Origin of the sequence: Chryseobacterium sp. 7 (assembly GCF_003663845.1) — a bacterium.
In the GTDB taxonomy this organism is placed as follows: Bacteria; Bacteroidota; Bacteroidia; order Flavobacteriales; family Weeksellaceae; genus Chryseobacterium.
In genome coordinates, this window is record NZ_RCCA01000001.1 from 4404644 (window position 1) to 4428571 (window position 23928).

Genomic DNA, 23928 nt, shown 5'->3' on the forward strand with positions numbered 1-23928 from the left:
CTGGTCTTACCGTTAGAACACTGATAGATGCAGAGAATTCGATACTCTAGATACCTGAAATCGATCATTATGTTGCTTGACCTCATGGTTATTGCATCTATCTTCATATTCTTTTTTATAAGCAGAAACGAAGGTTTAAAATATGATAAAGAAACCTGGTATCAGAATATTTTTTCTCTGATTCTGTTGTTTTTGTTCTGGGTGCTTCTAAGCGGTAGGACAAAAATCTACAATATTCCGAGGAACCTTACTTATACGCTGTTTCTTGAACGCCTTTTAATCCATTTCCTCTTTTTTATACTTGGCGTACTGCTTATAGGAAAGGTAAGTAACAATGTTTTTTTCAATTCGGATATCTATTGGCTTTCGCTGTATCTGTTTATTTTTATTTTTCTGGAAAAATCACTGATCTATTTCGCAATCAAATATTTACGATCACTTGGAGCCAATTACAGAAATGTAATGTTTTTAGGAGACCAACAGTCTACTGAGATTCTGAAGAATATATTCTTAGATCGTAAAGATTATGGATACAGGATATTTGAATACGATAGCTCTTTCATTAACATTAATGAACTTGTTGCCTTCTGGAAGAAAAACGGGATTCATACTTTATTCCTATCCATGGAAAATTCATATGATGAGAGGCTTGAAAATGAGATTTTCAAATTGGCAGAAGACAATAAGATCCATATTTCACTGATTCCAAGTATCACACAAAGCGATTTTTTCCTGTATGATCTTGGCTATATACAAACCCAGCCGGTACTTAACCAGGCAAGATATTCGTTAGATTATTATTCTAATTTCCTGATGAAAAGGACGTTTGATATTTTCTTTTCTGTTATTATATTGGTTTTTATCTGCTCATGGGTATTCCCGATTATTGCCATTTTAATCAAGACCACCTCCAAAGGGCCTGTATTTTTCCTTCAGAAAAGATATGGCTTCCATGAAGAAGTGTTCCATTGTTTAAAATTCAGAACAATGGTTGTGAATGATGAGTCTACCACGAAAACCACATCAGTAAATGATTCCAGAATTACCAAAGTAGGCAAATTCTTAAGAAAAACCAGCCTTGATGAGCTTCCGCAATTCATTAACGTATTGAAAGGAGAAATGTCTGTAGTAGGGCCACGTCCTCATATGCTTTCCGTAGATAATTATTATAAACCAAAAATCGGAAGATATAGCTTAAGAAGTATGGCAAGCCCTGGCATCACAGGATTAGCACAGGTAAACGGATTGCGTGGTGACTTCGGTGATGTGGAAGTAGAAATGAAAAAAAGAGTTCTGGCAGATGCATTCTATGTAAGAAACTGGAGCTTTGTACTGGATCTGGTTATTATTTTGAAAACCGTTTTGCTTGTTATAGGCGGAGACAAAAATGCCAAATAATTTTAACACAAAACCAGGCTTTAGTCTTCTACCTGACTCTAGCCCAATTCAATAAAAAAGTCTAATTTAGCAGTATGTTAAAAAAGTTTTTCACAGCCATAGGGGAATATATGATCCTCTTAGGGAAATCCCTGCAGAAACCTCAGAAAATGAGAGTGTTCTGGAAGCTGTTTATGAGAGAAATTAATGATTTGGGAGTAAATTCTTTCGGACTTGTAGTCTTCACTTCTATCTTTGTGGGGGCTGTAGTCGCCATTCAGATGTTCAATAACTTTGATGCTTCTTCCTTTCCCATTCCCCCTTCATTTGTAGGATATGCTACGAAAGCGGTTCTTGTATTGGAATTTGCCCCCACCATTATCAGTTTGATTCTGGCAGGTAAGGTAGGTTCCTATATTGCATCCAGTATTGGAACAATGAGGGTTTCGGAACAGATCGATGCATTGGATATCATGGGAGTCAACTCACCCAATTTCCTGATATTTCCAAAAATTATCGCCTGTATGCTTTTTAATCCTCTTCTTATTGCCATCAGTATTGTATTTGGTATTGGCGGAGGGTATATTGCCGGGATTTTAACAGGAAACTGGACAGAAAACGACTATATTGTGGGGATTCAAATGTATATGCCTAATTTATTTATTTACTATGCATTTACCAAAACAATCGTCTTTGCTTTTATCATTGCTACTGTACCGTCTTATTTCGGATACAATGTAAAAGGAGGATCGCTGGAAGTAGGTAGAGCCAGTACACAGGCCGTAGTATGGACCATGGTGTTCATTATTATCTCTGAATTAATTTTAACCCAATTAATATTAAGCTAATGATTGAGGTAAAAGATCTTAAGAAAAGTTTTGGAGATGTTGAAGTACTTAAGGGAATTTCAACTTCATTTGATAAAGGAAAAGTAAACTTAATCATTGGGCAGAGTGGTTCCGGAAAAACAGTTTTTTTAAAAAGTTTATTGAATGTTTATATGCCTTCATCAGGAGAAATCCTGTTTGATGGAAGAGATGTAAATACGATGAACCGGGAAGAAAAACAACATCTTCGTTCAGAAATCGGAACGGTATTCCAGGGAAGTGCACTATTTGATTCCTTAACTGTGGAAGAAAATATCATGTTCCCTCTCGACATGTTTACCAATCTTACTTACAGAGAAAAAAAGAAAAGAGTTTTTGAAGTAATAGGTAGAGTACATCTTGATAAAGCTGAAAGAAAATATCCTTCAGAAATTTCAGGAGGTATGCAGAAAAGGGTTGCCATTGCGAGGGCTATTGTAAACAATCCTAAGTATCTGTTCTGTGACGAGCCGAATTCCGGGCTGGATCCTTACACCTCTAAGATTATTGATGATCTTCTTTACGAAATCACAAAAGAATATAATACAACTACCATCATCAACACACACGATATGAACTCTGTAATGACGATTGGTGAGAAAATTGTATACCTGCGACTGGGAATTAAAGAATGGGAAGGTAACAAAGACATTCTGATTACTGCAGGCAATAAAAATCTGATTGATTTCGTTTATTCTTCAGAACTGTTTAAAGAGCTGAGAGAATATTTACTTGAGAATAATAAAACGATTGAAACTACAAATACAAAAATAGACGATAATGAAAAAGGCACTTAGTATAGCGTTATTAGGATTTTCAATGTGGGCTTCTGCACAGATTTCACTGGCAGGTAAAGCCAATTTAATTTTCCCGACAGGCTCACCTTCATGGTCCAATATTAAAGGAACAGTAAATGATGCTATTGATGGAAAGGGTAAAAATAATGTAGGTTTCAACGTGGGACTTTCATTAAAAGTGGGGCTTCCTACTTCATTGTTTGTGATGCCGGAGATCTATTATACTCATTTCAAAAACGAGTTCACTACAGAGAATACGACTTTTGATGTTAAAAGCAACCGTATAGATGTTCCTGTTCTTTTAGGATATAACCTTTTAGGAAATATGCTGGGAGTTTTTGTAGGACCTGTAGGAAGTTTCAACCTAAACAAAGACAATACTTACAACGATTTCAAGGAAAATGCTAAGAATAATTTTACAGTAGGATATCAGTTTGGTGCTCAGCTGGAAATCAAAAAGTTTCTTGTCAATGCAAGATATGAAGGCGCTTTCAGTAAAGACGAAAGAAATTTCATCAACAAAGTTTCTGGTTCGGAAATCAGATATGATAACAGACCTAATCTGTTTATGGTAGGTTTAGGATATAAATTCTAATGAATTATTGAAAATAACAACTTAAACCCTCAAATTTAAATTTGAGGGTTTTTATTTTGTTCTTCAAGCTCAGCCTGTCGTTTTGCAATTTCTGCAGCCTGTTTTTCAAGCTCTTCTTTATCTTTCTGCAGCTGTTTGAATTCTTTTTTCTTCTGGTCTGCCTTCATTGCGCTTCCTTTGCTTACATATCCTACCATTCCTCCAATGATAAGTCCTATCCCGACACCTGCCATCATACCCATAATATGAGACATTGTAATTTTCTCAACGGTAAAATCAGTTGTAAGATAGAATAGTAATGCAGAAACAGCTAAAAGTATAAGTCCGGTAATTGATAAACTCTTCATAATATTGTGTTAGGTGGTTATATAAAAAAGCCTTATCAAATTTACTAAAAATTTAATAAGGCTTTAGTTGAGATTAAAATTCTAATTATATTTTTCCTCCCGCAGCCTTATAATATTCTAAAGCTTTCGGTAAATCTTTGTTGATATCTGAGATTCTTGTTTCCGGATTCGGGTGGGTAGATAAGAATTCAGGTTGTCTTGCTCCTGAAGATGCTGCTTCCATTCTGTTCCAGAAAGGAATTGCCGCTCTCGGATCATATCCTGCCATAGACATCAGGTAAAGCCCCATTTCATCAGCTTCGGATTCCTGACCTCTTCCGTATTTCAATAAAGCAACCTGCGAACCAATAGGATATACCTTCTGGAAAACACTTGCCCATTGTGAATTTGAAATTGTTCCTCCAAGGATAGCACCTCCATACTGAGCTACCATTGCCTGAGAAATTCTTTCGTTACCGTGGCCTGCCAATGCGTGGGAAACTTCATGCCCCAATACTACAGCAAGTCCGTTATCGTCCTTTGTTATCGGCAATATTCCTGTATAAACGGCTACTTTACCGCCAGGCATACACCATGCATTCAGTTCAGTACTTTGCAGAAGATTAAATTCCCAGTTGTAGCTGGCTAGATCTGCTGATCTTCCTATACTCTGATAATATCTTTCTGCTGCACTTTTAATTCTGTTTCCTACATTTACCACTCTCTTTGCATCTGCTGTACCGGTAATCACCTTACCTTTGGACAATGTCGTCTTGTATTCCTGCGAAGACATTGTTAAAATTTCCGAATTATTGGCCAGCTGTAAAGAAGACCTCCCAGTAATGGGGTTTGTAGTACAGGCTGCAGCCAACAGAGCAATAGCTCCCATTCCAAATAGATGTGTAACTTTCATAGTTTGAGTGTTAATAATTCAACCTTAACAATTTTTATTCCAAAATATTTCAGAAAGAATATATTTGCATACATTTTGCTGTTTAAATTTAATAATTATATCATTATGAAAAAGTATATTTCTTTACTGATGATTTTTGGATTCCTGTTCTTTTTCCAAAGCTGTGCTTCGCAGGGTTCTTCAGATCCGAAAACGGTAGATGCTTTGGTGAATTCTCAGGAGTTTACTTTCCATGCAGAAAGAGCCAATCCTACGAATTATGACGTTATAAATGTCTTAAATTCAATGCCTAATGCCACTGCTACCAGAATACTGAACCTGAATGGGGATTATACCATTGACGTAACTAAAAATACGTTGGATGTAGTGCTTCCTTACTTCGGAAGGCTGTTTAATCCTACTTATGGAAATACCAGTGACAATAGCTATAGATTTACTTCTAAAGATTTTACCGTAAGTAAAACTCAGAATAAAAAAGGAAACTGGACTTTAAAGTTCAAACCTAAAGATGTAAGAACCGTGGATGAAATGAACATCGAGATCTTTAAAAATGGAAAGGCTTTCGTTTCTATGAGAAGTAACGACAGACAGCCAATTACTTATGACGGATATGTTTCAAAAACGGAGGTAAAGCAGGAAAAAGAGAAACCTTAATCCCTGTTTTCATTAGATAAGAATTTCTCAACAAATAATTTTGCTTCAGTACTTGGATTGGAAACCATAGCTGAAGCATTTTTTTTATGCATGTGATAAGCTTCTTCTACCGCATCACTCTTTTTCATCAGAGACAGAATATATTCCTGAACCCAATATTCAAAACGTTTCTCAGCCTGCTGGATGCGTACTTCTTCAAAACGTCCGGATTTCTTTTTCAGATCAATAAATTCAAAGATGGTATCATAAACTTCCTGTAATCCCTCGTTAAAAAGGGCTGAACCTAATAAAACAGGAATTTTCCAGCCTTTTTCTTTGGGTGGAATAAAGTCTAAGGCTCTTTTTAATTCCAGCCTTGTATTTTTTGCTTTCTGGAGATTGTCCTGATCTACTTTATTAATGAAAATAAGGTCTACCATTTCCATGATTCCTCGTTTTATTCCCTGAAGTTCATCTCCGCCTCCTATGATTTTAAGAAAAAGGAAAATATCAGTAATATCGGCTACTAAAACCTCTGATTGTCCTACACCAACGGTTTCTATTAAAATATAATCGTAGCCTGCAGCTTCACAGATCATCATGGTTTCAAAGGTCGTATTGGCTACTCCGCCCAAAAATCCTGAACTTGGGGAAGGACGTATGAATGCATTTTCTTCTTTGGCGAGTTCTTCCATTCTGGTTTTATCTCCCAAAATACTTCCTTTATTGATTGCAGAACTCGGATCTATAGCTAAAACTGCTACTTTCTTTCCCTGAGCTATAACCAACCGTCCGAAATTTTCTATGAAAGTGGATTTTCCGGCTCCGGGAACTCCCGTTACACCTACCCTCACAGAATTTCCGGTAAGAGGCATGATCTTCTTCAGAAGTTCTTCTGCCTGTATTCTGTGCTCTGCTTTTTTACTTTCAACCAATGTAATAGCTTTTGCAATCAGGCGTTTGTTTCCTGACTGTATTCCGTCTATTAGCTCTTCTGTGGAAAATTTCATTAATTCAAAATTAATAATTAAAATGGGAATGGTCAATACTTCGATCATAATGATGATACAAAACACTTAAATTATCTTTGTTTTTGATTATCAATTTTTCTCGGATTTAATTTTTATTTCTTCTAAATTAAAACTAGAATACCCTGTATCAACGGGTTAAGGAATTTATTACATTTGTTATATATCAAAAAGAAGAAACATGAAAAAACTCATTGCTGCGGCTTCGTTTACTGCTATTTTGCTGGTTTCCTGTACGCCGAAAGCTTCTACATCCGCTGCTACTGCCGGAACATCTACATCTACTGCAGAGCAGATTGCTCAGGGGAAGACGATTTTTGAAAACTCTTGTGGAAGATGTCATAAACTTCCGGATCCTACGTCACACAATCCTGTACAATGGGTAGGAATCATGAATTCTATGGCTCCAAAGGCAAAACTGACGGATGAACAGCACCAATGGGTTTATGATTACATTGTTTCTGTGAAGAAATAATCATCAAATAAAATAGGGTATGAAAAAACTTATCTTAACCGGTATCGCAGCATCAACATTTCTGGTATCATGCGGACCAAAAAGTGTGGCTGTAACAGGGCCAAAGTATACCTCATCTGAGCAACTGGCACAAGGAAAAACCATTTTCGAAAATTCCTGTACAAAATGCCATAAGCTTCCAGAGCCTACCAAGCATGACGATAAGGGATGGATCAACACTTTAAGCAGAATGGCTCCAAAGGCTAAGCTTACTGATGAACAGCATCAAATGGTGTATGATTATCTGATCTCTGTGAATAAAAAATAAGACTGCCTCAAAATTGTCATTCTGAACGAAATGGAATGAAGTGAAGAATCTCACGCTTATAGTTATCAATGAGATTCTTCCTTCTTCATAATTACAAAAGTCAAATCATGTGACTTTTGAGTCAGTCTTATTATTTTTATTATAACTCAAAAACAGATTATTCTGTCTTTTTTACGGTTCTTGTTCTGGTTACTTTTCCTTTAACCAGATTTTCTCTTTCTTCAATAACTTCAAGGGCAGGGCGGTTATAAGCAAATTTTTTAGCTTCTTTAAGAGTTGCCAAAGCTTGTTTGTATTCAAATTTTCTTTCCTGCAAAAGAGACAGACAATTCAGGATTTCCGACTTATCAATTCCCTTTAGTTTCAAAGAAAACTCAATTAATTTTTCTGCTTCTTTATAATCTTCGTTACTCAAAAGACACTCAATGTAATATTTAGGAGTATTGATATTTCCGATATTACTCTGCATGGCTTCATCAAAGTATTTCTTTGCAGTTTCATAATCTTTCAATTCTTCCGAATACACTCTTCCCATCAGACAAAGGCTGTCTGCATCTTCTGGTTCGTAGGATAAGGCATAGTTCAGTGCATCCATGCACTCCGCAAGGTTGAAAGGAAAGTAGTCCAGCGCTTCAAAATAATATTTGCTTTTAGTTAAGGTCATTTCTGTAGTTTTTAAGGTCATTTTTCAAGGCATTTCTTTGTTTTTTGAATGTCTTGTCTTCATAATTCTTTTTAAAATCTGTTCCTGAAAATGTACGAACCGGATTTCCGCGTTCTACCTGCATTTGAAGAAACCAGGTATCTTTCAGTTTTCTTTCCAATTGCTGAATATAAACTGCCATTACCTTTTCTTTGAGTCTGGTAACGGATAGTTTTTTATTCTCCAGCTGGGAACGGGAGTCCTGTACAAAAACAGTTGTATTGGTAGGAATATGAGTTGCACGTACAGCAGTATTCACCTTGTTTACGTTTTGTCCTCCGCTTCCCTGACTTCTCGCTGTCTGAAACCGGATATCTTTTTCATTGAAATCAATCATTTTTATATTTTCCAATTCAAAAATTCCGATAAACCAATTGCTTCTTTTATGCAGTTTCCTGAATGTACTTTTCCCAATCCAGCAGACGCTTCCCAACCAGCTTTTTAAAAACGAGGTCAGCTCTTTTCCTTTTAAAAGCAGGGTTACTGATTTTAATGTCAGATTTTCATCGCCGTTTTCACGATGAATGATTTCGTATTCTATTGTATTATGTTTTGCCTCTTCAAGAAAGGTCTTCAGAACTTTGGCTACCACCCATTGGCATTCTAAAGGTCCTCTTCCTGAAGTGATCTGTATTAATTTTTCCATTTTTTATGTTGGCATTTTGCTTAATAAAGGGTGTCCTATTGGATCTTTCCCCTTTTGTAATAACTCTTTTGCAGCCATCACTGCCCAGCATTTATCGCTGGAATGAATATTTCTGTAAAAAGAAAGTAAAACCTCAGGATTCACAACAGTAAAACCATTAACTTCAATAGTATCAAGATCATCTTCTTCAAAGAAGTCAATAGTAATTCTGTGAAATTTATCGTTTTCAAGTTCTACCGTTTTTTCATACCTCCGAAAGTTTTCTTCACTCGGCAGATGGTCATATCGGGTCCAGACTTTCTGGAATCCCTCCTTCTGAAGAATAATAACAACTTCTGCTACATTTTCTTTTTTTACAAAAACATCAATATCCTTGTGGTCATGCGCATGCTTGTATTCCGTATGTCCTTTTTCCGACATAAAATGCCATGCCCATCCTCCTGATATAATGATTTTATTTTTTAATTTATCTAAAATTTCGAGTCCTGACTGAATTCTGAATTCCGGCCAGATTTCACCGTATCTTTTTATATTATGTGGTGCTCCCATTTTTTTATTTTTTTAATTGAACATTTCAAACCTTATAGGTTTTAGAAACCTATAAGGTTGTAAAGTATTAATTGTTTATCTGTCCATTCTCACAATTCTCGGCTGGAATGTTCCCAGGATATCTACCAGTTCGCTCTGTGCATTCATCACTTCATTAATGTCTTTGTAGGCCATAGGCGCTTCTTCTGCATTCCCGCCCATCAGTGTGACATTTTTAAGTTTCAATTCTTTTTTGATATCATGCTGAGTGAATAAAGTTCTGCATTCTCCTCTTGAATGAGCCCTTCCGGCACCATGAGATGCAGAGTTCAGGGATTCAGGATTTCCTTTTCCGCGAACAATGAATCCTTTTGCCGTCATCGATCCCGGGATTATTCCCAATTCATTTTCATTGGCAGGGGTAGCTCCTTTTCTGTGAACAATCACTTCTTTGCCGTTATGAATTTCTTTCCATGCAAAGTTGTGATGGTTTTCTATTCTGGCTTTGACTCTTCCACCGACTGCTTTTACCAGTCTTCTGTGAATATCATCATGACAGGCCGAAGCGTAATCTCCGGCAAGATTCATGGCCGTCCAGTATTCCAGTCCAAGATGGGTACTAAGGTCCAGCCAGGCGAAGTTTTGGGCTTCTTTCGGTAACGGACACTGTTCTGTTGCCATTCTTGAATAATACTGTGCAATCTCTGCTCCAAGCCCTCTCGAGCCGCTATGAGAAAGTATTCCCAGATATTTTCCTTTTGGGAGACCAATTTGTTTGTCTTCTTCGGTGATTTCAACTTCTCCGAATTCCACAAAGTGATTTCCACCGCCTGAGGATCCCATCTGCTTGATAGCTTTTCCCTTTAATCTCCTTAAAATCGGGATCATATCGAATGTATCTCTGTCGAAAATCTCATGGTCTATGTGAGATTTATGTGTTTCATACATCCCGAATTTGGTATGTTCGGCAAGCGCTTTTTCATATTTATCTCTTGCTCCTTCAAGATATGAAATGGGTGTATCCAAAATACTGAGGCTCATTCTACAGCCAATATCCATCCCTACTCCGTAAGGAATTACCGCATTTTCAACAGCCAGAACTCCTCCTATTGGAAGTCCGTATCCGCTGTGGGCATCCGGCATTAATGCTCCCTGAATAGAAATAGGCAGTTTCAAAGCTGTGTACAGCTGATTTTTTGCCTCTTCTGAAATATTGTTTCCAAAAATCTGAAAGGAAGCACGCTGTGAATTCAGCATTCTTTTTTCTGTTTTTTTGGATGAAAGCAAGGTTTCCGCAATTTGCCCGAAAGTAAGATCTTTTTCAAATTCTTCCGGATTCAGCAGGATTTCCTTTAAAAGAGATTTTACGTGGTGAATATTCTTCGTTGCAAAATTTCTTTTCATAACTTCCAATGCTACGTTTACGCTTTGGTTATTTGGATAACCCAGTTTTAATATATCTTTTCCTTTTAGTTTTAAATTTCCCATTGTTTTTGTTTTAAATAACAGTTGGACTTATTCGTCCAGTAAGCTTTCTGCAATTTCTGTTGCAGACATTGTGCAGGTTGCATATTTCCTGCTTTTGATAAGTGAAATATCTTCTCTTTTTCTTTTCCACGGATATGACCTGCCATAAATTGTTTTGTGGATAATTCCTACAATTTTATGCTGCCCTAAATAATCATTCAATTCTGCGCATTCCTTTTCTAATTCAAAATCTACAGGCTTATAATGGGTAATCATATTAGGTCTTGTACGCAGGGTAAATCTCCAGGATTCCGTGAATTCGTAGTAAGGCACATATATCTTTCTGGCTGAACAATATTCTTCCTGTTTCAAAAAATACTGTCTTTCCCTTGGTGTAAGACCAAACTTTGGATCATTCCAGGAATATGAAGAGATCTGCTTGAGTTTCTGTTCTCTGGCTACGTATATTCTTCGTCCGAATTTTCTTTTCTTTTTCAAAAACCGGCGGCTTTCCGAATACATATAAGTATTGATCTTCTTCAAAATTTCTTCAAAGAAATCTCCGTCTTTAGATCTCATTACATCTTCCCTTACCGCAAAGAATCTTACAAATCCTCTCTGATAAGGTTTATCCAAAGGAATCCATGGGATATTTCGTCTGATATCCCAAAGCTCATCACTACGTTGATATTTTTTTCTTATCTGCTTTTCTACATCTTTTCTAATTGCTCTTTTTCTGCTTCTAACGCTTCTGAGGCGAGAATGCAGGAGGTTATCATTTTCCATTGTTTATAGAAGTCTGATGTGAGATATTGGAAACCTGATTGTTTTTTATCTCACATAACTTTTAATCAACTAAAACATTAGTTGAATGGATTAATAATAGACTATAACAGTTCTGAGAAATATACCTCATCCTGATTTGTCTTCAATGACACTAAAAAAGATTTCGGGGAAACTTGAAGTTTGAAATATTGCGCAATAAAAAACCCGAAATCTCTACGACTTCGGGTTCTGATATTTCATTGTACTGTTATTCTAAGAATGTACCAAACCGCGAAGCCTTACCACCATAAGTGGCAATCCAACTGTAGAATTCTGTTTTGTTTTGAACATTGCTTCGTCGTTTTTTAATTGGTTAAACTTGATTTTCAGTTGCAAATATATACATTTTTATGACAATCAAAATATTTTTTTCACTTAAGGTGAATAATGCTGAGAAAAATGGCATCAATTACCTTCGTCATCCGTTTTGTGTCCAGCGTTTCCAAAGTATCTGTGGGTTCGTGGTAATTTTTATTTCTGAAGAAAGAAGTATCTGTGATCATGAGAGCGGGAATATTGAAGTTCCAATAATTAAGATGGTCAGAATAGTCTATTCCTGCAACAAATTTGGGTGCTGAGAATGTTTCCGTTTTGAGCTGCCCTGAATCTTTGAAATTTCCTATAAAGTTTCTTACAAAAGATCCTGCTCCACTGAGTTTTTTCACCAACATGATAAAATCTCCCTGATCACCATATACCCATGAAAGAATACCTACAGGAAAGCTCTGAGAGCCTTTTTCGTCACGGAAATAGCCTATCATTTCTACACTTGCCATTCCATAGACATCAATTTTATTATCTTTTAAATATTTTGCGTGAATATAGCTCCCCATATTTTCTGTTCTGAAATAAGGCGGTTCTTCCAATGTATAAGCAACAAGATCTACTCTATATTTGAGCTTCTGTCCTTTCAACATTCTTGCCAGTTCCAGAAGTGCTGTAACTCCGGTTGCATTGTCGTCTGCTCCCTGCTGGTCTCCACAAACATCATAATGGGCTCCAATAATAATCCGCTTGGTATTTTCTGCTCCGAAGGAAGTAATTACATTTTTGTAAATTTTTCCGTCTACTTCATATTCCTGAAAAATGGTACTGTCGCCATAGGCAGCAAAGTTTTGATGAATGTAGTCTGCAACCGCATTAAGCTGGTCAATATTTTTATGATTTCTGAATTTTGGAGTTTGGGTAAGTGCTGTTAAATGTTTTTTGACCAACGCTGTGTCTGCTATAGCCGGGGAACTTTGTGCTGATAGATTATTCTTCCCCGAACCAATCAGGAAAAAGCATATAACAATAAATAAGCCTACGAGAAGAAGTATTTTGCTCCTCGTAAGCTTTATAATTTTTTTCAGATTCATAGTTATGTTTTAATTTCAGCGCTGAAATTAAAGCTTTTCTGTTCATTTCTCTAAAAATCTTTCCAGAATTTCCACTGCGCATTTCGGAAGATTGGTTCCTGGTCCGAAAATAAAATCGGCACCGTTGGCATACAGGAATTCGTAATCCTGTTGTGGAATTACTCCACCTACCACGATAGTAATATCATCTGCTCCTAGTTTGGACAGTTCTTCCACTACCTGCGGAACTAGTGTTTTGTGTCCGGCTGCTAATGAAGAAACTCCTAAAATATGAATATCGTTTTCTACAGCCTGTTTAGCAACTTCTTCCGGCGTTTGGAACAATGGAGCGACATCTACGTCAAATCCCATATCGGCAAATGCGGTTGCTACTACTTTTGCTCCTCTGTCGTGTCCGTCCTGTCCCATTTTAGCGACCATTAGTCTTGGGCGGCGTCCTTCTTCTTCTTCAAATTTCTGAGTCAGATGAAGGGCTTTTTCAAAGTATTCGTTTTTACCGGCATTCATTGCGTATACACCAGAGATTGTTTTAATATTTGCTTTATATCTTCCAAAGGTTTCTTCCATGGCATCACTCATTTCGCCAAGGGTAACTCTTCTTCTTGCGGCTTCAATGCATAATGCCAGAAGATTTCCTTTTCCTGTTTTGGCACTTTCGCGAATGTCATTCAGAATCTGTTCAACGGCTTCAGTATTTCTTTCTGCTTTGATTGTATTGAGTCTTTCGATCTGTTTTCTTCGAACTTCTGTATTATCAATGTCTAAGATTTCTATCTGATCCTGCTTTAGTGAGGATTTGAATGAATTAACTCCAATAATGAATTCTTCGCCACTATCGATCTTAGCCTGTTTTTTAGCAGCAGCTTCTTCAATTCTCATTTTCGGAATTCCAGCTTCGATCGCTTTGGTCATTCCTCCTTCCTGCTCTACCTCATCAATATACCTTATTGCTTCTTCAATCATTTGCTGGGTAAGGCTTTCTACAAGGTTACTTCCTCCCATTGGATCTACCACATCACATATTCCGCTTTCCTGCTGAAGAATGATCTGTGTATTTCTTGCGATTTTTGCTGAATAATCTGTAGGAAGGGCAATAGCTTCATCCAGTGCATTAGTATGGAGAGACTGCGTTCCTCCTAATGCTGAAGATAGAGCTTCTATTGCTGTTCTTGTGATATTATTGAAGGGTTCCTGCTCTGTTAAAGACCACCCGGAAGTTTGTGAATGGGTTCTTAACGCCAGGGATTTTGGATTCTGAGGATTAAACTGTTTTAAAAGGGTTGCCCAAATGTATCTTGCGGCTCGCATTTTAGCAACTTCCATGAAATGATTCATTCCGATTGCCCAGAAAAAGGATAGTCTTGGAGCGAAATCATCTACGTTCATACCTGCCTTTATTCCTGTTCTTACATATTCCAGACCGTCTGCCAGGGTGTAAGCCATTTCAAGAACCGGTGTAGCCCCTGCTTCCTGCATATGGTATCCGGAAATGGAAATGGAATTGAATTTTGGAATGTTTTGCGAAGTATATTCAAAAATATCTGCAATGATCTTCATAGAAGGTGCCGGCGGATAGATGTAGGTATTTCTTACCATGAATTCTTTCAAAATATCATTCTGAATGGTACCTGAAAGCAATTCCTGCTTTACTCCCTGTTCTTCTGCCGCTACAATATAGAAAGACAAAATAGGAAGTACGGCTCCGTTCATGGTCATGGATACTGAGATCTGATCTAACGGAATTTCATTGAAAAGGATTTTCATGTCTTCCACAGAATCTATGGCAACACCTGCTTTTCCTACGTCTCCTACCACTCTTGTATGGTCAGAATCATATCCTCTGTGTGTTGCTAGGTCAAATGCTACGGAAAGTCCTTTCTGACCCGCGGCGAGGTTTCTTCTATAAAAGGCGTTAGATTCTTCAGCAGTAGAAAATCCTGCATACTGACGGATTGTCCAGGGTTTTTGAACATACATAGTGGAATACGGTCCTCTGAGATAGGGAGCAATTCCTGGAGAAGTCTGCGTTAATGATTCATCTTTTACATCTTTTTTGTCATAGGATGATTTGAGTTCAAGCCCGTCTTTTTCAAAATTGTAAATCTCTCTTTCCTGAGGTGATATACTAAAATCCGGTTTTTTCACAGAAATTGTCTTTCGCATTCCAATTATTTTTGTCCCCGTAAAGTTAATTTTTTTGAGCGAAACATGAAACTTATGTTAACGTTCTGTTTTTCTCTATTTTAACGAAATAAAAAAGCCGGGCATTTGCCTAGTCATGGTCGGAAGAAATTTCCGACCATTTTTTATGTTTTAAGTTTTGAAGACTTTTGCAGGATCCCCCCCCGCAAATATTATTAAAATTGCGGTAATCATATCCCGAAGTTCCATAGCGATGCGTCTTTTAGCTGTTTTATATCCTAAATTGTTTACTTTTTTGTAAATCAAGAGCAGCATAGAAGCAATCATTGTCATGTAGAGCATTACTTCAATTCCGTTTTTATTGAGCGAAACAAGATGGCTTAAATTCAACTCTTGTTTCATAAATCTGAAGAATACCTCAATATCCCACCTTTTACGGTAATAATCCGATATTTCTTTGGCAGAAAGTTCAAATTCGTTGGTTATGAACCAAAGTTCTTTAGCTGTTTTTTCATTTTTGATAACGATCAACCGAAAATATGTTTCTACTTTTTCTTCACGATGATGAATATTTCCCCGTTTGTTTTGGATGGGTTTTCCGGTGTAAAGCTTCACTTTGCTGTCTTTAATAACTCCCCAATCATCCCATTTTATTGGGGTTTCTGTTTTAATAAAAGATTCAATCTCTTCATATTTCCTGTTTTCTTTGGAACGGATAATAAATTTCAGAAGCTTTTCTTCAAAATCTTTCATCGTCCTTGTAGACTGGATCCCTCTGTCTATGATATAAATATTATCATGATGATCTTCTTTTTTCACCTGGTTCAGAACAGCCTGGGCAAGAGCATTATCTTCTGTTGAGTATTTTTGCCCCGTAAAAACATCTACCGCTGATGGCAAAATTCCGTCAAATGAAAAACTGAATTTCACTAATTTTTTTCCACTTTTCTGATCAATTCCTTCTTTAAGCTTGTTACATGTATCAGCTACAATGGTACTGTCAACTCTGATTAAGTTGTATTTTTCGATTTCTGTCTTGGAATAAAGTTCCGAAAATCTTTCGTACATCTGTTCGTAGATTTCTAGGAAATAATTGGAATCAATTTTTGAAAGCCTCTCAGAAATTGAACTCCTTCGAATCTTTTCCTCTTCCCCTAAGCCAAATAACGCTTTGAATCCACTGCTATTAAAAGTATCTTCGAGTGTTCTTTGACTTAATTTTTCATTATCAAATATGCAATACAAAAGCAGGTAGAATATTTTTCTTCCATGCAAAACTTTACTATAATAATCCACTTTTGTACTTGCGGAAAGGTGACTTAAAAGTGCTTCGGGAATAAATTCTAAAACATCTTTAAGTGATATTTTGTGATCTTTAAAAACTGACATAAACAATTGATTATCAGCAATAAAGATACAAAAAATGAAACAATAAAACAAATTAAATAGTTGATAATCAATTAATTACAATAATAATATTGAATATCTAAAAACAAAAAGTCGGAAGAAAAAATCTTCCGACCATGACTAGGCATTTGCCCGGCCTTTCTTATTGATAAATAGTCTCCTTATTTTTTGATAAGCTTCGTATTGTACATATTTTTGTCATCTTTTATTGTGATCACATACATCCCTTTGATTAATGAAGCAACATTAATTCTTTGTCCATCAATCTGTCCTTCCTGAGCTAATCTTCCGTCAGCAGTATAGATTTTATAGTCTGCTTTTCCTTTTAGATTTTTCACTTCTACGAAAGTATCTGCAGGGTTAGGATAAATTGAAATTTCAGATGATTTTACTCCGTTTGTTTCGTTTACGGCAAGCGTTTCAGAAATTTTTACAGGAAGATCCATTACACCTCCGGCACCTGAAGGAATTTGACCACATGTATCTACTAAATCTGAATTTGCATATTTAGTAACAACTCTCATTCTTAAGGTTTTATCTCCTGCATAAGCAGTGGCTGGCACTGTAAAGTTTGATGCTGCTCCCACAGCGCTATTTACAGAAACATTACTACTTCCTAATCCATAAATTCTTTCAGAAGTTTCAAAAACACCATTTCTGTTATAGTCTATCCAAGCATTGATTCTTACCGGTTTTGATGGTAATTGTCCATAAGCACTTGAAATTACTGTTCTAAGATCTAAACTATATTGAGTTCCCTTAACTAAATTAAGGGTCTTAGCTGGATTTTCACTAAGATCTTTATAAGATCTGTAAGAACCATCTGTATGAATTACAGTACCATTAAGTGATACTTGATATACTGTTGCATAGTCTGAAAGTCCGCTATTTAATATACAGTAATCAACACCTGTTTTTAAACCATTGGTTTTAAATGTATAATTATTAGAGAATGCTCCAGGTACAGTATTTACAACGGCCGCAACCTGTACTTCATAATTTGTTTCGTCTTCAAGACCTGTTAATACCACTGAATTCGTTGGGCTTGTTACATTTGACCAAGTTGAAGCGCCTTGTTTTCTATAGTTAACAGAATACGTTGCTCCAGGTACGTTGTTCCAAGATGCTCTGGCAGTTGTTTTAAAGACTTCTGTGCTTATTGTTGTAAGCCCTGTTGGAGCCGCTGTTGGAGAAGTAGGAGCATCTGCAACAGTAACTTGAGGAGAAACAGCATAGAAAACGTTACCAATAGCTGATACTCTCAATTTGATTGGTGTTGTAATTGTAGCTGGCATCTGTACCGTATAGCTACCTGTATTAGGTGTAGAAGCTACAAGATCTGTCCATGTTGTGCCATTATCAGAAGTATAATCTATTTTTACATTAGGTGAATTATAAGGAGCTGTATTGGTATTAGCTACTTCCCACTGAATAATGTTATTAGCATTTTTATATAATACTGATGATGTAGTAAGTCCGTTAAATTTGAAAGGACCATCATTTCCAATTACGGTATTCACTTCTGAAGAAGACAACATTGGTCTTTGTGCGTTTTGATCCCTTACAGTGATAGCATAACGTACAGTTCTAGGAATATAAGATACAGTCTCCCAGTTTGGGTTTGGATTATTTGCTGCATCAGTTTTATTGGTAAGAATACCATTCATTACCAAAGGAAAACTTGGGAAATATCTTCGTCCACTAGCTGTTCCAAAACGGGATCTTGTCAAAGCACCTTGTGAATTATATCCCCAGCCGCTATCTCCGGAGATTGTAGCATAATCATCTACGCTATCATTTTGCTCCCATGTATAATTAAGCGCATCACCTTCTGCATCTGTTGCAGTTGCATCAAGATAATAAGCTGTTCCTTTCGGCACTGTATATGCAGTAAGTGCACCTATTACTGGTGGTGTATTATTGGTTATATTCTCTGAAGTTCCACATGTTACCCTACTTTCCAAATTTGTTAAAATCTGATCTATAGATTTATAATGGAAATAAGCATCTGAGGACATTTGAACATTATCACTTGTAATTCCAGCGTATCCCATAATGGTAGTTCCTCCTCCAGGCTCTACATTGGCTCCATACCCTTCTGATTTATTTGAGAACGTGTGATTACCTCCCAATTGATGTCCCATTTCATGAGCAACATAGTCTATATCAAAAGAGTCTCCACTTGGAATACTATTGGCTGGTGAAGTAAACCCAGAACCTTTTCCCAGAGGTTCACTAGTTGTTGGGTCGTCACATACACAACCTACACAGCCAGCGTTACCTCCTCCCCCGGATGCACCAAATAAATGTCCTATATCATAGTTTGCATTGGTTACCTGAGCAGTTATAGCATTTTGAAGTTCGAGATTCCAAGCTCCGGCAGATCCAGTAGCTGCTGCGGAATAGGGATCTGTAGCAGGGTTTGTATAGATAATACTTGGAAAATCCTGAATAAGTAATTTTATTCCAAAGTCTTTTTGAAATACTCCGTTTACACGGCTCATCGTGTTGTTAATTGCAACTAATGCAGGAGCTCTCTTTTGATCATCAGTAGCTGTAGCGGGTACACCTGCCAAATTCATAAAATATTGAGTATACTCCCCTGTAACAGAAATTGCTAATCTGTAAGTTCTGAATTTTGTACTGGATGGCCTACTGGTGATTCCTACATTAGAAAGATTTTTTTTTCCATTAGCTTCTAATGACTTTAGATCTTTAAAGTTCTTTTCGTCTGTAGAACATTCAAACCCATGTTCGCTCTCTGTTCTGTTTGTTTTATAAAAAACACCATAAACCTGCTTATCTGTACTAATAGGCTCTATAAACTGGAACTTTCCATCTTTGATAATCATAGACTGCATTTCAGTAGGTGCAGTACTGAATCTCACATATTTACCAGGATCATCAACTCCTACTCCTACGTAAGATCCCAGCTGATATCTGTCTGCCATAGATTTTTCCATAACAGGATCACTGTAAACAGCAAATTTTTCAATTTTCCCTTCTGCTGTAGGTAGAGAAACAATAACAGCCTTAGCTCCTTTTCCTGTTTCTACAGCATCTTTTAAAATATTTCTAAGAGATTGCAAATCAAATCTGTAAGAGTACTGAACTTCTACTTCTTTCCTGATTTGCGATGTCTTTTGCGAGGCAGGTTCCCACCTCTGTGCATTGAAACTGGAAAGCCCAGCTGCCAGTGCACAAACTAGTAAAATTCTTTTTTTCATAATTACCTAAATAGTTTAGAATTAGTAAACTTTTAATATCCGTCATAAAAATAATAATTATAAACAATAACTCCACAAAAAAACCAGCTAATTTTTAATAAAAAGCCGGTTTTATAGATACTGTATTTTTTTTAGAGTTATTTTTTTATTCCCATCTCAAATAAAGCAAATGAAATAAGATCCGCATTTTCACTGATCACCTGATCCGTAGCTCTTCCGGCACCATGACCTGCATTTTTTTCAATTCTTAAAATAATAGGATTTTTACATGCCTGCTTTTCCTGAAGTTCTGCTCCGAATTTGAATGAATGTGCCGGAACTACTCTGTCATCATGATCACTGGTGATAATCATTGTTGATGGATAGCAAGTCCCTGCTTTTACATTATGTACAGGAGAATAGGATTTAAGATATTCAAACATTTCTTTACTGTCTTCTGCTGTACCATAGTCATAAGACCATCCTGCTCCAGCTGTAAATTTGTTATATCTCAACATATCCAATACTCCTACCCCAGGAAAGGCTACTCTTGCCAGATCCGGTCTCATCGTCATTGTTGCTCCTACCAATAATCCTCCATTTGATCTTCCTGAAAGCGCCATGTATTCTTTTGAAGTATAGCCTTTATTTTGAAGGTATTCTCCTGCAGCGATAAAGTCTTCAAAAACGTTTTTCTTCTGCTGTTTTGTACCTGCATCATGCCATTTTTTACCATATTCACCTCCACCACGGATATTGGGAACGGCATAGATACCACCATTTTCCATCCAGATAGCATTGACTACAGAGAATGACGGTTGTAAGCTGATGTTGAAACCTCCGTAAGAGTAAAGAATAGTTGGGTTTTTACCGTCTAGTTTAGTTCCTTTCTTATAGTTGATCATCATAGGAACTTTTGTACCGTCTTTTGAAGTATAGAATACCTGTTCTGAAACATAATCATCCGGATTAAACTTCACTTTCGGTTTTTGATATACTTCAGATTTCCCTGAGTCTACATTGAATTTATATGTTGTTCCCGGTGTAATATAATTGCTGAAAGAAAAGTAAACATCTTTCTCTTTTTCTTTTCCTCCGAATCCTGAGATATTTCCTTTTCCTGGAAGTGTAATTTCTCTAACCAGTTTACCTGTTTTATCAAACTGCTTCACCTGATCTATAGCATCAATCATATAGGTTGCAAAGAAATATCCTCCACCTGAAGAGATCCCCAATACGTTTTCTGTCTGTGGAATTACGTCTTTCCATGTTGAAGGAGCCGGATTAGCAATGGTAGTTTTTACAAGACGCATATTCGGGGCGTCTTTATCTGTAAAAATGAAAAGATCATCACCTTGTGTATCTACGATGCTGGCATTGATGTCAAATCCACTCATAATTTGGACAAAGTCTCCTCCTTTTTGAAGGTCTTTTATGTACAGTTCATTCCCATTGGTAGCATTAGCTGCAGAAATGATAAGGTATCTCTGATCTTCAGAAACCCCTGCACCTAAGTATCTTCTTGGCGTTTTATCCCCCCCGAAAATCAATTTATCCTGAGATTGTTTTGTTCCCAGCTTGTGAAAGTATACTTTATGCTTATCCGTCATTCCGGAAAGTACGGTTCCTTCTTTTGGTTTATCGTAGCTTGAATAATAGAATCCTTCGTCTCCCTGCCAAGAAATTCCGCTGAATTTTACATCCAGTAACGTTTCATCAATCTGTTTTTTGGTAACAGCGTCTATGATGATAATTTTATTCCAATCGCTTCCTCCTTCAGAAATAGAATAAGCGGCAAGATTCCCTTTTTTGTTGAAAGAAAGATTGGAAAGTGAAGTAGTTCCTTTTTCCGAAAATTTATTAGGATCTAAAAATACTTCTGTAGCATTGGTCTTGTTGTTTGTTCTGTACAAAACAGACTGTGCCTGCAAGCCATCATTTTTATAATAATAGGTATAATCTCCTTCTTTGAAAGGGGCTGAAATTTTTTCATAGTTCCAGATATCTTTCAGCTGGCTTTTTATTTTATCCCTGAACGGAATTTTAGAAAGGTAATTCTGACTGTAAGTTACTTCTTCATCTACCCATTTTTTTGTAGGCTCAGAATCATTTTCAAGATCTCTGAAAGGATCAGAAACAGCAGTTCCAAAATAGGTATCTGTCTGATTTCCTTTTAATGCTTTAGGGTAATTCATTTTCTGAGAATAAAAAGATGCTGAAAATAAGACTCCAGCTGTTAACAATATAGGCTTAAAATTCATACTGATCGGTTTTTCTCAAAAATACGCAAAGTATGTGAAATAAAAAAAGCCCCGTTATATTGAGACTTTTTATTCTTTGTAATGAAATTTTTCTACTATTCACCGGCACCGAAGCTTTCAAAATAGAAATCAGTAAGATTGGTAACAATCTCATCCGGGCTCCCGTTCCAGTAGTATATTTTATCTCCTTCTTTCAGTTCGTATAGACTAAAGTTCTGGTCTGTAGTTACGGTTTTATCTGCATTTTTAAAATCCTGAGCTGCCTGAACTAAATATTTTTTCAGGTCTTCCGGTTTTATTTTATTCAGATCTCCTTTGGGTCCGGAAATCAGTTTTGAGGGAACCAGGAAGTTTACAGAATAGCTTACTTCTGCAATTTTTTGTCCTTCCACGTATTCATTCGGAACCACTTTTACGTCTTTTACGGTAAGTTTTCCTTTTTTAAAATTATCAAACATTCCTCTGAAATAATCTTCCGCTTCTTTTTTACATGCTTCAGCCGTAGCTTTGGGAAAAGCAGAAAGGAAACTATCCACACTGCCATTCATCATTTCCTGCGATGTTTCTTTAAAATTCACCTGATACGCAATCTGCCCGTCTACTGTTGGTTTTAAATAGTCATTAAGCTTACCCAATGCAACCTCATCATTGTTGACGAAGGTTCCAAAGAATAGTTCAAAGGCTTCTTTAGGTTTCTTTACTTCAGTTTGAGCCATAAGCTGCTGTCCCATCATGGTAAGCATCAGCAGTAAAATAATTTTGCAGGTTTTCATAGTTTATATTTTGTTTCGTTATTGGGAAAAACAAAGCCCCTGAAGAATCAGAGGCTTTATTTTTATTGGTTCTAATCTTAATAATTTTCTTCTTCCCCCTTCATTTTCTCTGCATTTTCTGCCATGATTACGGCATCAATCATTTCAGAAATATCTCCGTTCATGTAAGCATCAAGGTTGTACATGGACTTATTGATTCTGTGGTCTGTAACTCTACCTTGCGGGTAATTATAAGTTTTAATTTTTGCAGAACGGTCTCCGGTAGATACCATAGACTTACGTTGTGCGGCAATATCTCCCTGTACTTTCTGCAATTCGATATCGTATAATTTCGTTCTTAGCATTTCCATTGCCAACTCACGGTTAGCCAACTGAGAACGAGCCTGTTGACATACCACAACAAGTCCTGAAGGTTTGTGGGTAAGCTGAACTTTAGTTTCAACCTTGTTTACGTTCTGACCTCCGGCACCTCCTGAACGGGATGTCTGCATTTCGATATCTGCAGGATTCAATTCAAAATCCACTTCTTCAGCTTCCGGAAGAACAGCAATTGTAATGGCAGAAGTGTGAACTCTTCCCTGAGATTCTGTTTCAGGTACACGCTGTACACGGTGAACTCCGGATTCGAACTTCATGATTCCGTAAACGCCTTCTCCCTCCACCTTCATGATCAGTTCTTTGTATCCTTTTGCGGCTTCATTAGAATCTGTTACTTCATGTCTCCAACCTTTTGTTTTGAAATACATGGTATACATTCTGTAAACATCTTCTACGAAAATAGCGGCTTCATCCCCACCTGTACCGGCACGTAATTCCACGATAACGTTTTTGTCATCGGCAGGATCTTTAGGAATAAGCAATACTTTCAGTTCTTCTTCCAGTCCAGGAAGTTTAGCCTGAGCTTCTAACTTTTCTTCTTTAGCAAGATCTACCAAATCTCTGTCTGAACCGTCTGCAATAATCTCTTCAGATTCTGCAATACTGTCCAGGGCACCTTTGTACTGATCGTAAACTCTTACAATTTTTCCCAAATCACTATATTCTTTGTTCAAAGAAGAATATCTTTTTTGGTCTGAAATGACATCAGGCTGTATAATAAGGTCTGCAACCTCATTATATCTTTGTTTTATAGCTTCTAATTTTGGAATTAATGATTTAGACATTGTAGAAATTTTGTGGGTGCAAAGATAAGGATTATTAATTCAAAATTAAAATTCCGAATCATCATAAATTTTTGAGCATTAGGGATAAAGGGAGCGAAAGTGTAAAAAGGCAGGATTGTCTATTTGTTTATT

22 protein-coding genes are annotated in these 23928 nt (G+C 36.8%); 7 read left to right on the forward strand and 15 right to left on the reverse strand.

All coding sequences use genetic code 11. The annotated features are described in order from the left end of the window. Positions 1 to 27 precede the first annotated feature (27 nt). From CLU97_RS20185 to CLU97_RS20200, 4 genes are all read left to right on the forward strand, one after another. The gene (locus CLU97_RS20185; RefSeq protein ID WP_121489515.1) at positions 28 to 1398 is read left to right on the forward strand and encodes an exopolysaccharide biosynthesis polyprenyl glycosylphosphotransferase; all 1371 of its coding nucleotides are present in this window, start codon (positions 28 to 30) and stop codon (positions 1396 to 1398) included. A gap of 74 nt (positions 1399 to 1472) precedes the next feature. After that, complete coding sequence (locus CLU97_RS20190) at positions 1473 to 2225, forward strand: MlaE family ABC transporter permease (protein WP_121489516.1); 753 nt, start codon at positions 1473 to 1475, stop codon at positions 2223 to 2225. Beyond that, positions 2225 to 3040 carry an ABC transporter ATP-binding protein gene (locus tag CLU97_RS20195; protein WP_121489517.1) on the forward strand — a complete coding sequence of 272 codons (816 nt, stop codon included), beginning with the start codon at positions 2225 to 2227 and terminating at the stop codon, positions 3038 to 3040. Before CLU97_RS20190 ends, CLU97_RS20195 begins: the two co-directional genes overlap by 1 nt. Continuing rightward, complete coding sequence (locus tag CLU97_RS20200; protein WP_121489518.1) at positions 3024 to 3635, forward strand: outer membrane beta-barrel protein; 612 nt, start codon at positions 3024 to 3026, stop codon at positions 3633 to 3635. Before CLU97_RS20195 ends, CLU97_RS20200 begins: the two co-directional genes overlap by 17 nt. A gap of 35 nt (positions 3636 to 3670) precedes the next feature. Here the strand turns inward: CLU97_RS20200 and CLU97_RS20205 are convergent, their stop codons facing one another. Both CLU97_RS20205 and CLU97_RS20210 read right to left on the reverse strand, forming a co-directional pair. Continuing rightward, positions 3671 to 3982: a hypothetical protein gene (locus CLU97_RS20205; RefSeq protein WP_121489519.1), complete on the reverse strand. Its 312-nt coding sequence runs from the start codon at positions 3980 to 3982 to the stop codon at positions 3671 to 3673. Between the two features lie 85 nt (positions 3983 to 4067). Continuing rightward, entirely contained in the window at positions 4068 to 4874 is an 807-nt protein-coding gene (locus CLU97_RS20210) for a M48 family metallopeptidase (protein ID WP_121489520.1), read from the reverse strand. Positions 4875 to 4979: 105 nt separating this feature from the next. Here CLU97_RS20210 and CLU97_RS20215 point away from each other — a divergent pair, with 105 nt between their 5' ends. Next, entirely contained in the window at positions 4980 to 5528 is a 549-nt protein-coding gene (locus tag CLU97_RS20215) for a DUF4251 domain-containing protein (protein WP_121489521.1), read from the forward strand. Here CLU97_RS20215 and meaB read toward each other — a convergent pair. Next, complete coding sequence (gene meaB, locus CLU97_RS20220) at positions 5525 to 6517, reverse strand: methylmalonyl Co-A mutase-associated GTPase MeaB (protein WP_121489801.1); 993 nt, start codon at positions 6515 to 6517, stop codon at positions 5525 to 5527. The genes CLU97_RS20215 and meaB overlap by 4 nt on opposite strands. 199 nt (positions 6518 to 6716) lie before the next feature. Here meaB and CLU97_RS20225 point away from each other — a divergent pair, with 199 nt between their 5' ends. Continuing rightward, a complete protein-coding gene (locus CLU97_RS20225) occupies positions 6717 to 7010 on the forward strand; it encodes a c-type cytochrome (RefSeq protein WP_105703514.1) in 294 nt (97 codons plus the stop codon). Between the two features lie 19 nt (positions 7011 to 7029). Next, a complete protein-coding gene (locus CLU97_RS20230; RefSeq protein ID WP_121489522.1) occupies positions 7030 to 7317 on the forward strand; it encodes a c-type cytochrome in 288 nt (95 codons plus the stop codon). A 157-nt stretch (positions 7318 to 7474) separates the two neighbouring features. Here CLU97_RS20230 and CLU97_RS20235 read toward each other — a convergent pair whose 3' ends face one another. The 12 genes from CLU97_RS20235 to prfA form a co-directional block, all read right to left on the reverse strand. Next, the gene (locus CLU97_RS20235; protein ID WP_121489802.1) at positions 7475 to 7981 is read right to left on the reverse strand and encodes a tetratricopeptide repeat protein; all 507 of its coding nucleotides are present in this window, start codon (positions 7979 to 7981) and stop codon (positions 7475 to 7477) included. Further along, a complete protein-coding gene (gene prfH, locus CLU97_RS20240) occupies positions 7968 to 8666 on the reverse strand; it encodes a peptide chain release factor H (RefSeq protein ID WP_121489523.1) in 699 nt (232 codons plus the stop codon). Before prfH ends, CLU97_RS20235 begins: the two co-directional genes overlap by 14 nt. A 3-nt stretch (positions 8667 to 8669) precedes the next feature. Then, on the reverse strand, positions 8670 to 9215 hold the full coding sequence (locus CLU97_RS20245; RefSeq protein WP_121489524.1) for a nucleotidyltransferase domain-containing protein: 546 nt from the start codon (positions 9213 to 9215) through the stop codon (positions 8670 to 8672). Between the two features lie 75 nt (positions 9216 to 9290). Next, positions 9291 to 10682 carry an RtcB family protein gene (locus CLU97_RS20250; protein WP_121489525.1) on the reverse strand — a complete coding sequence of 464 codons (1392 nt, stop codon included), beginning with the start codon at positions 10680 to 10682 and terminating at the stop codon, positions 9291 to 9293. A 27-nt stretch (positions 10683 to 10709) separates the two neighbouring features. Further along, positions 10710 to 11447: a hypothetical protein gene (locus tag CLU97_RS20255; protein ID WP_121489526.1), complete on the reverse strand. Its 738-nt coding sequence runs from the start codon at positions 11445 to 11447 to the stop codon at positions 10710 to 10712. Between the two features lie 410 nt (positions 11448 to 11857). Then, a complete protein-coding gene (locus CLU97_RS20260; RefSeq protein ID WP_121489527.1) occupies positions 11858 to 12844 on the reverse strand; it encodes a M28 family peptidase in 987 nt (328 codons plus the stop codon). A gap of 42 nt (positions 12845 to 12886) precedes the next feature. Beyond that, the gene (gene scpA / locus CLU97_RS20265) at positions 12887 to 15007 is read right to left on the reverse strand and encodes a methylmalonyl-CoA mutase (protein ID WP_121489528.1); all 2121 of its coding nucleotides are present in this window, start codon (positions 15005 to 15007) and stop codon (positions 12887 to 12889) included. Between the two features lie 150 nt (positions 15008 to 15157). Further along, positions 15158 to 16375: an IS4 family transposase gene (locus CLU97_RS20270; protein ID WP_121486166.1), complete on the reverse strand. Its 1218-nt coding sequence runs from the start codon at positions 16373 to 16375 to the stop codon at positions 15158 to 15160. Positions 16376 to 16554: 179 nt separating this feature from the next. After that, entirely contained in the window at positions 16555 to 19620 is a 3066-nt protein-coding gene (locus CLU97_RS20275) for a reprolysin-like metallopeptidase (RefSeq protein WP_121489529.1), read from the reverse strand. Positions 19621 to 19757: 137 nt separating this feature from the next. Continuing rightward, complete coding sequence (locus CLU97_RS20280; RefSeq protein WP_121489530.1) at positions 19758 to 21860, reverse strand: prolyl oligopeptidase family serine peptidase; 2103 nt, start codon at positions 21858 to 21860, stop codon at positions 19758 to 19760. A gap of 95 nt (positions 21861 to 21955) precedes the next feature. Further along, complete coding sequence (locus tag CLU97_RS20285) at positions 21956 to 22633, reverse strand: hypothetical protein (protein ID WP_121489531.1); 678 nt, start codon at positions 22631 to 22633, stop codon at positions 21956 to 21958. 77 nt (positions 22634 to 22710) lie between these two features. Next, a complete protein-coding gene (gene prfA / locus CLU97_RS20290) occupies positions 22711 to 23796 on the reverse strand; it encodes a peptide chain release factor 1 (RefSeq protein WP_047428803.1) in 1086 nt (361 codons plus the stop codon). Positions 23797 to 23928 lie beyond the last annotated feature (132 nt).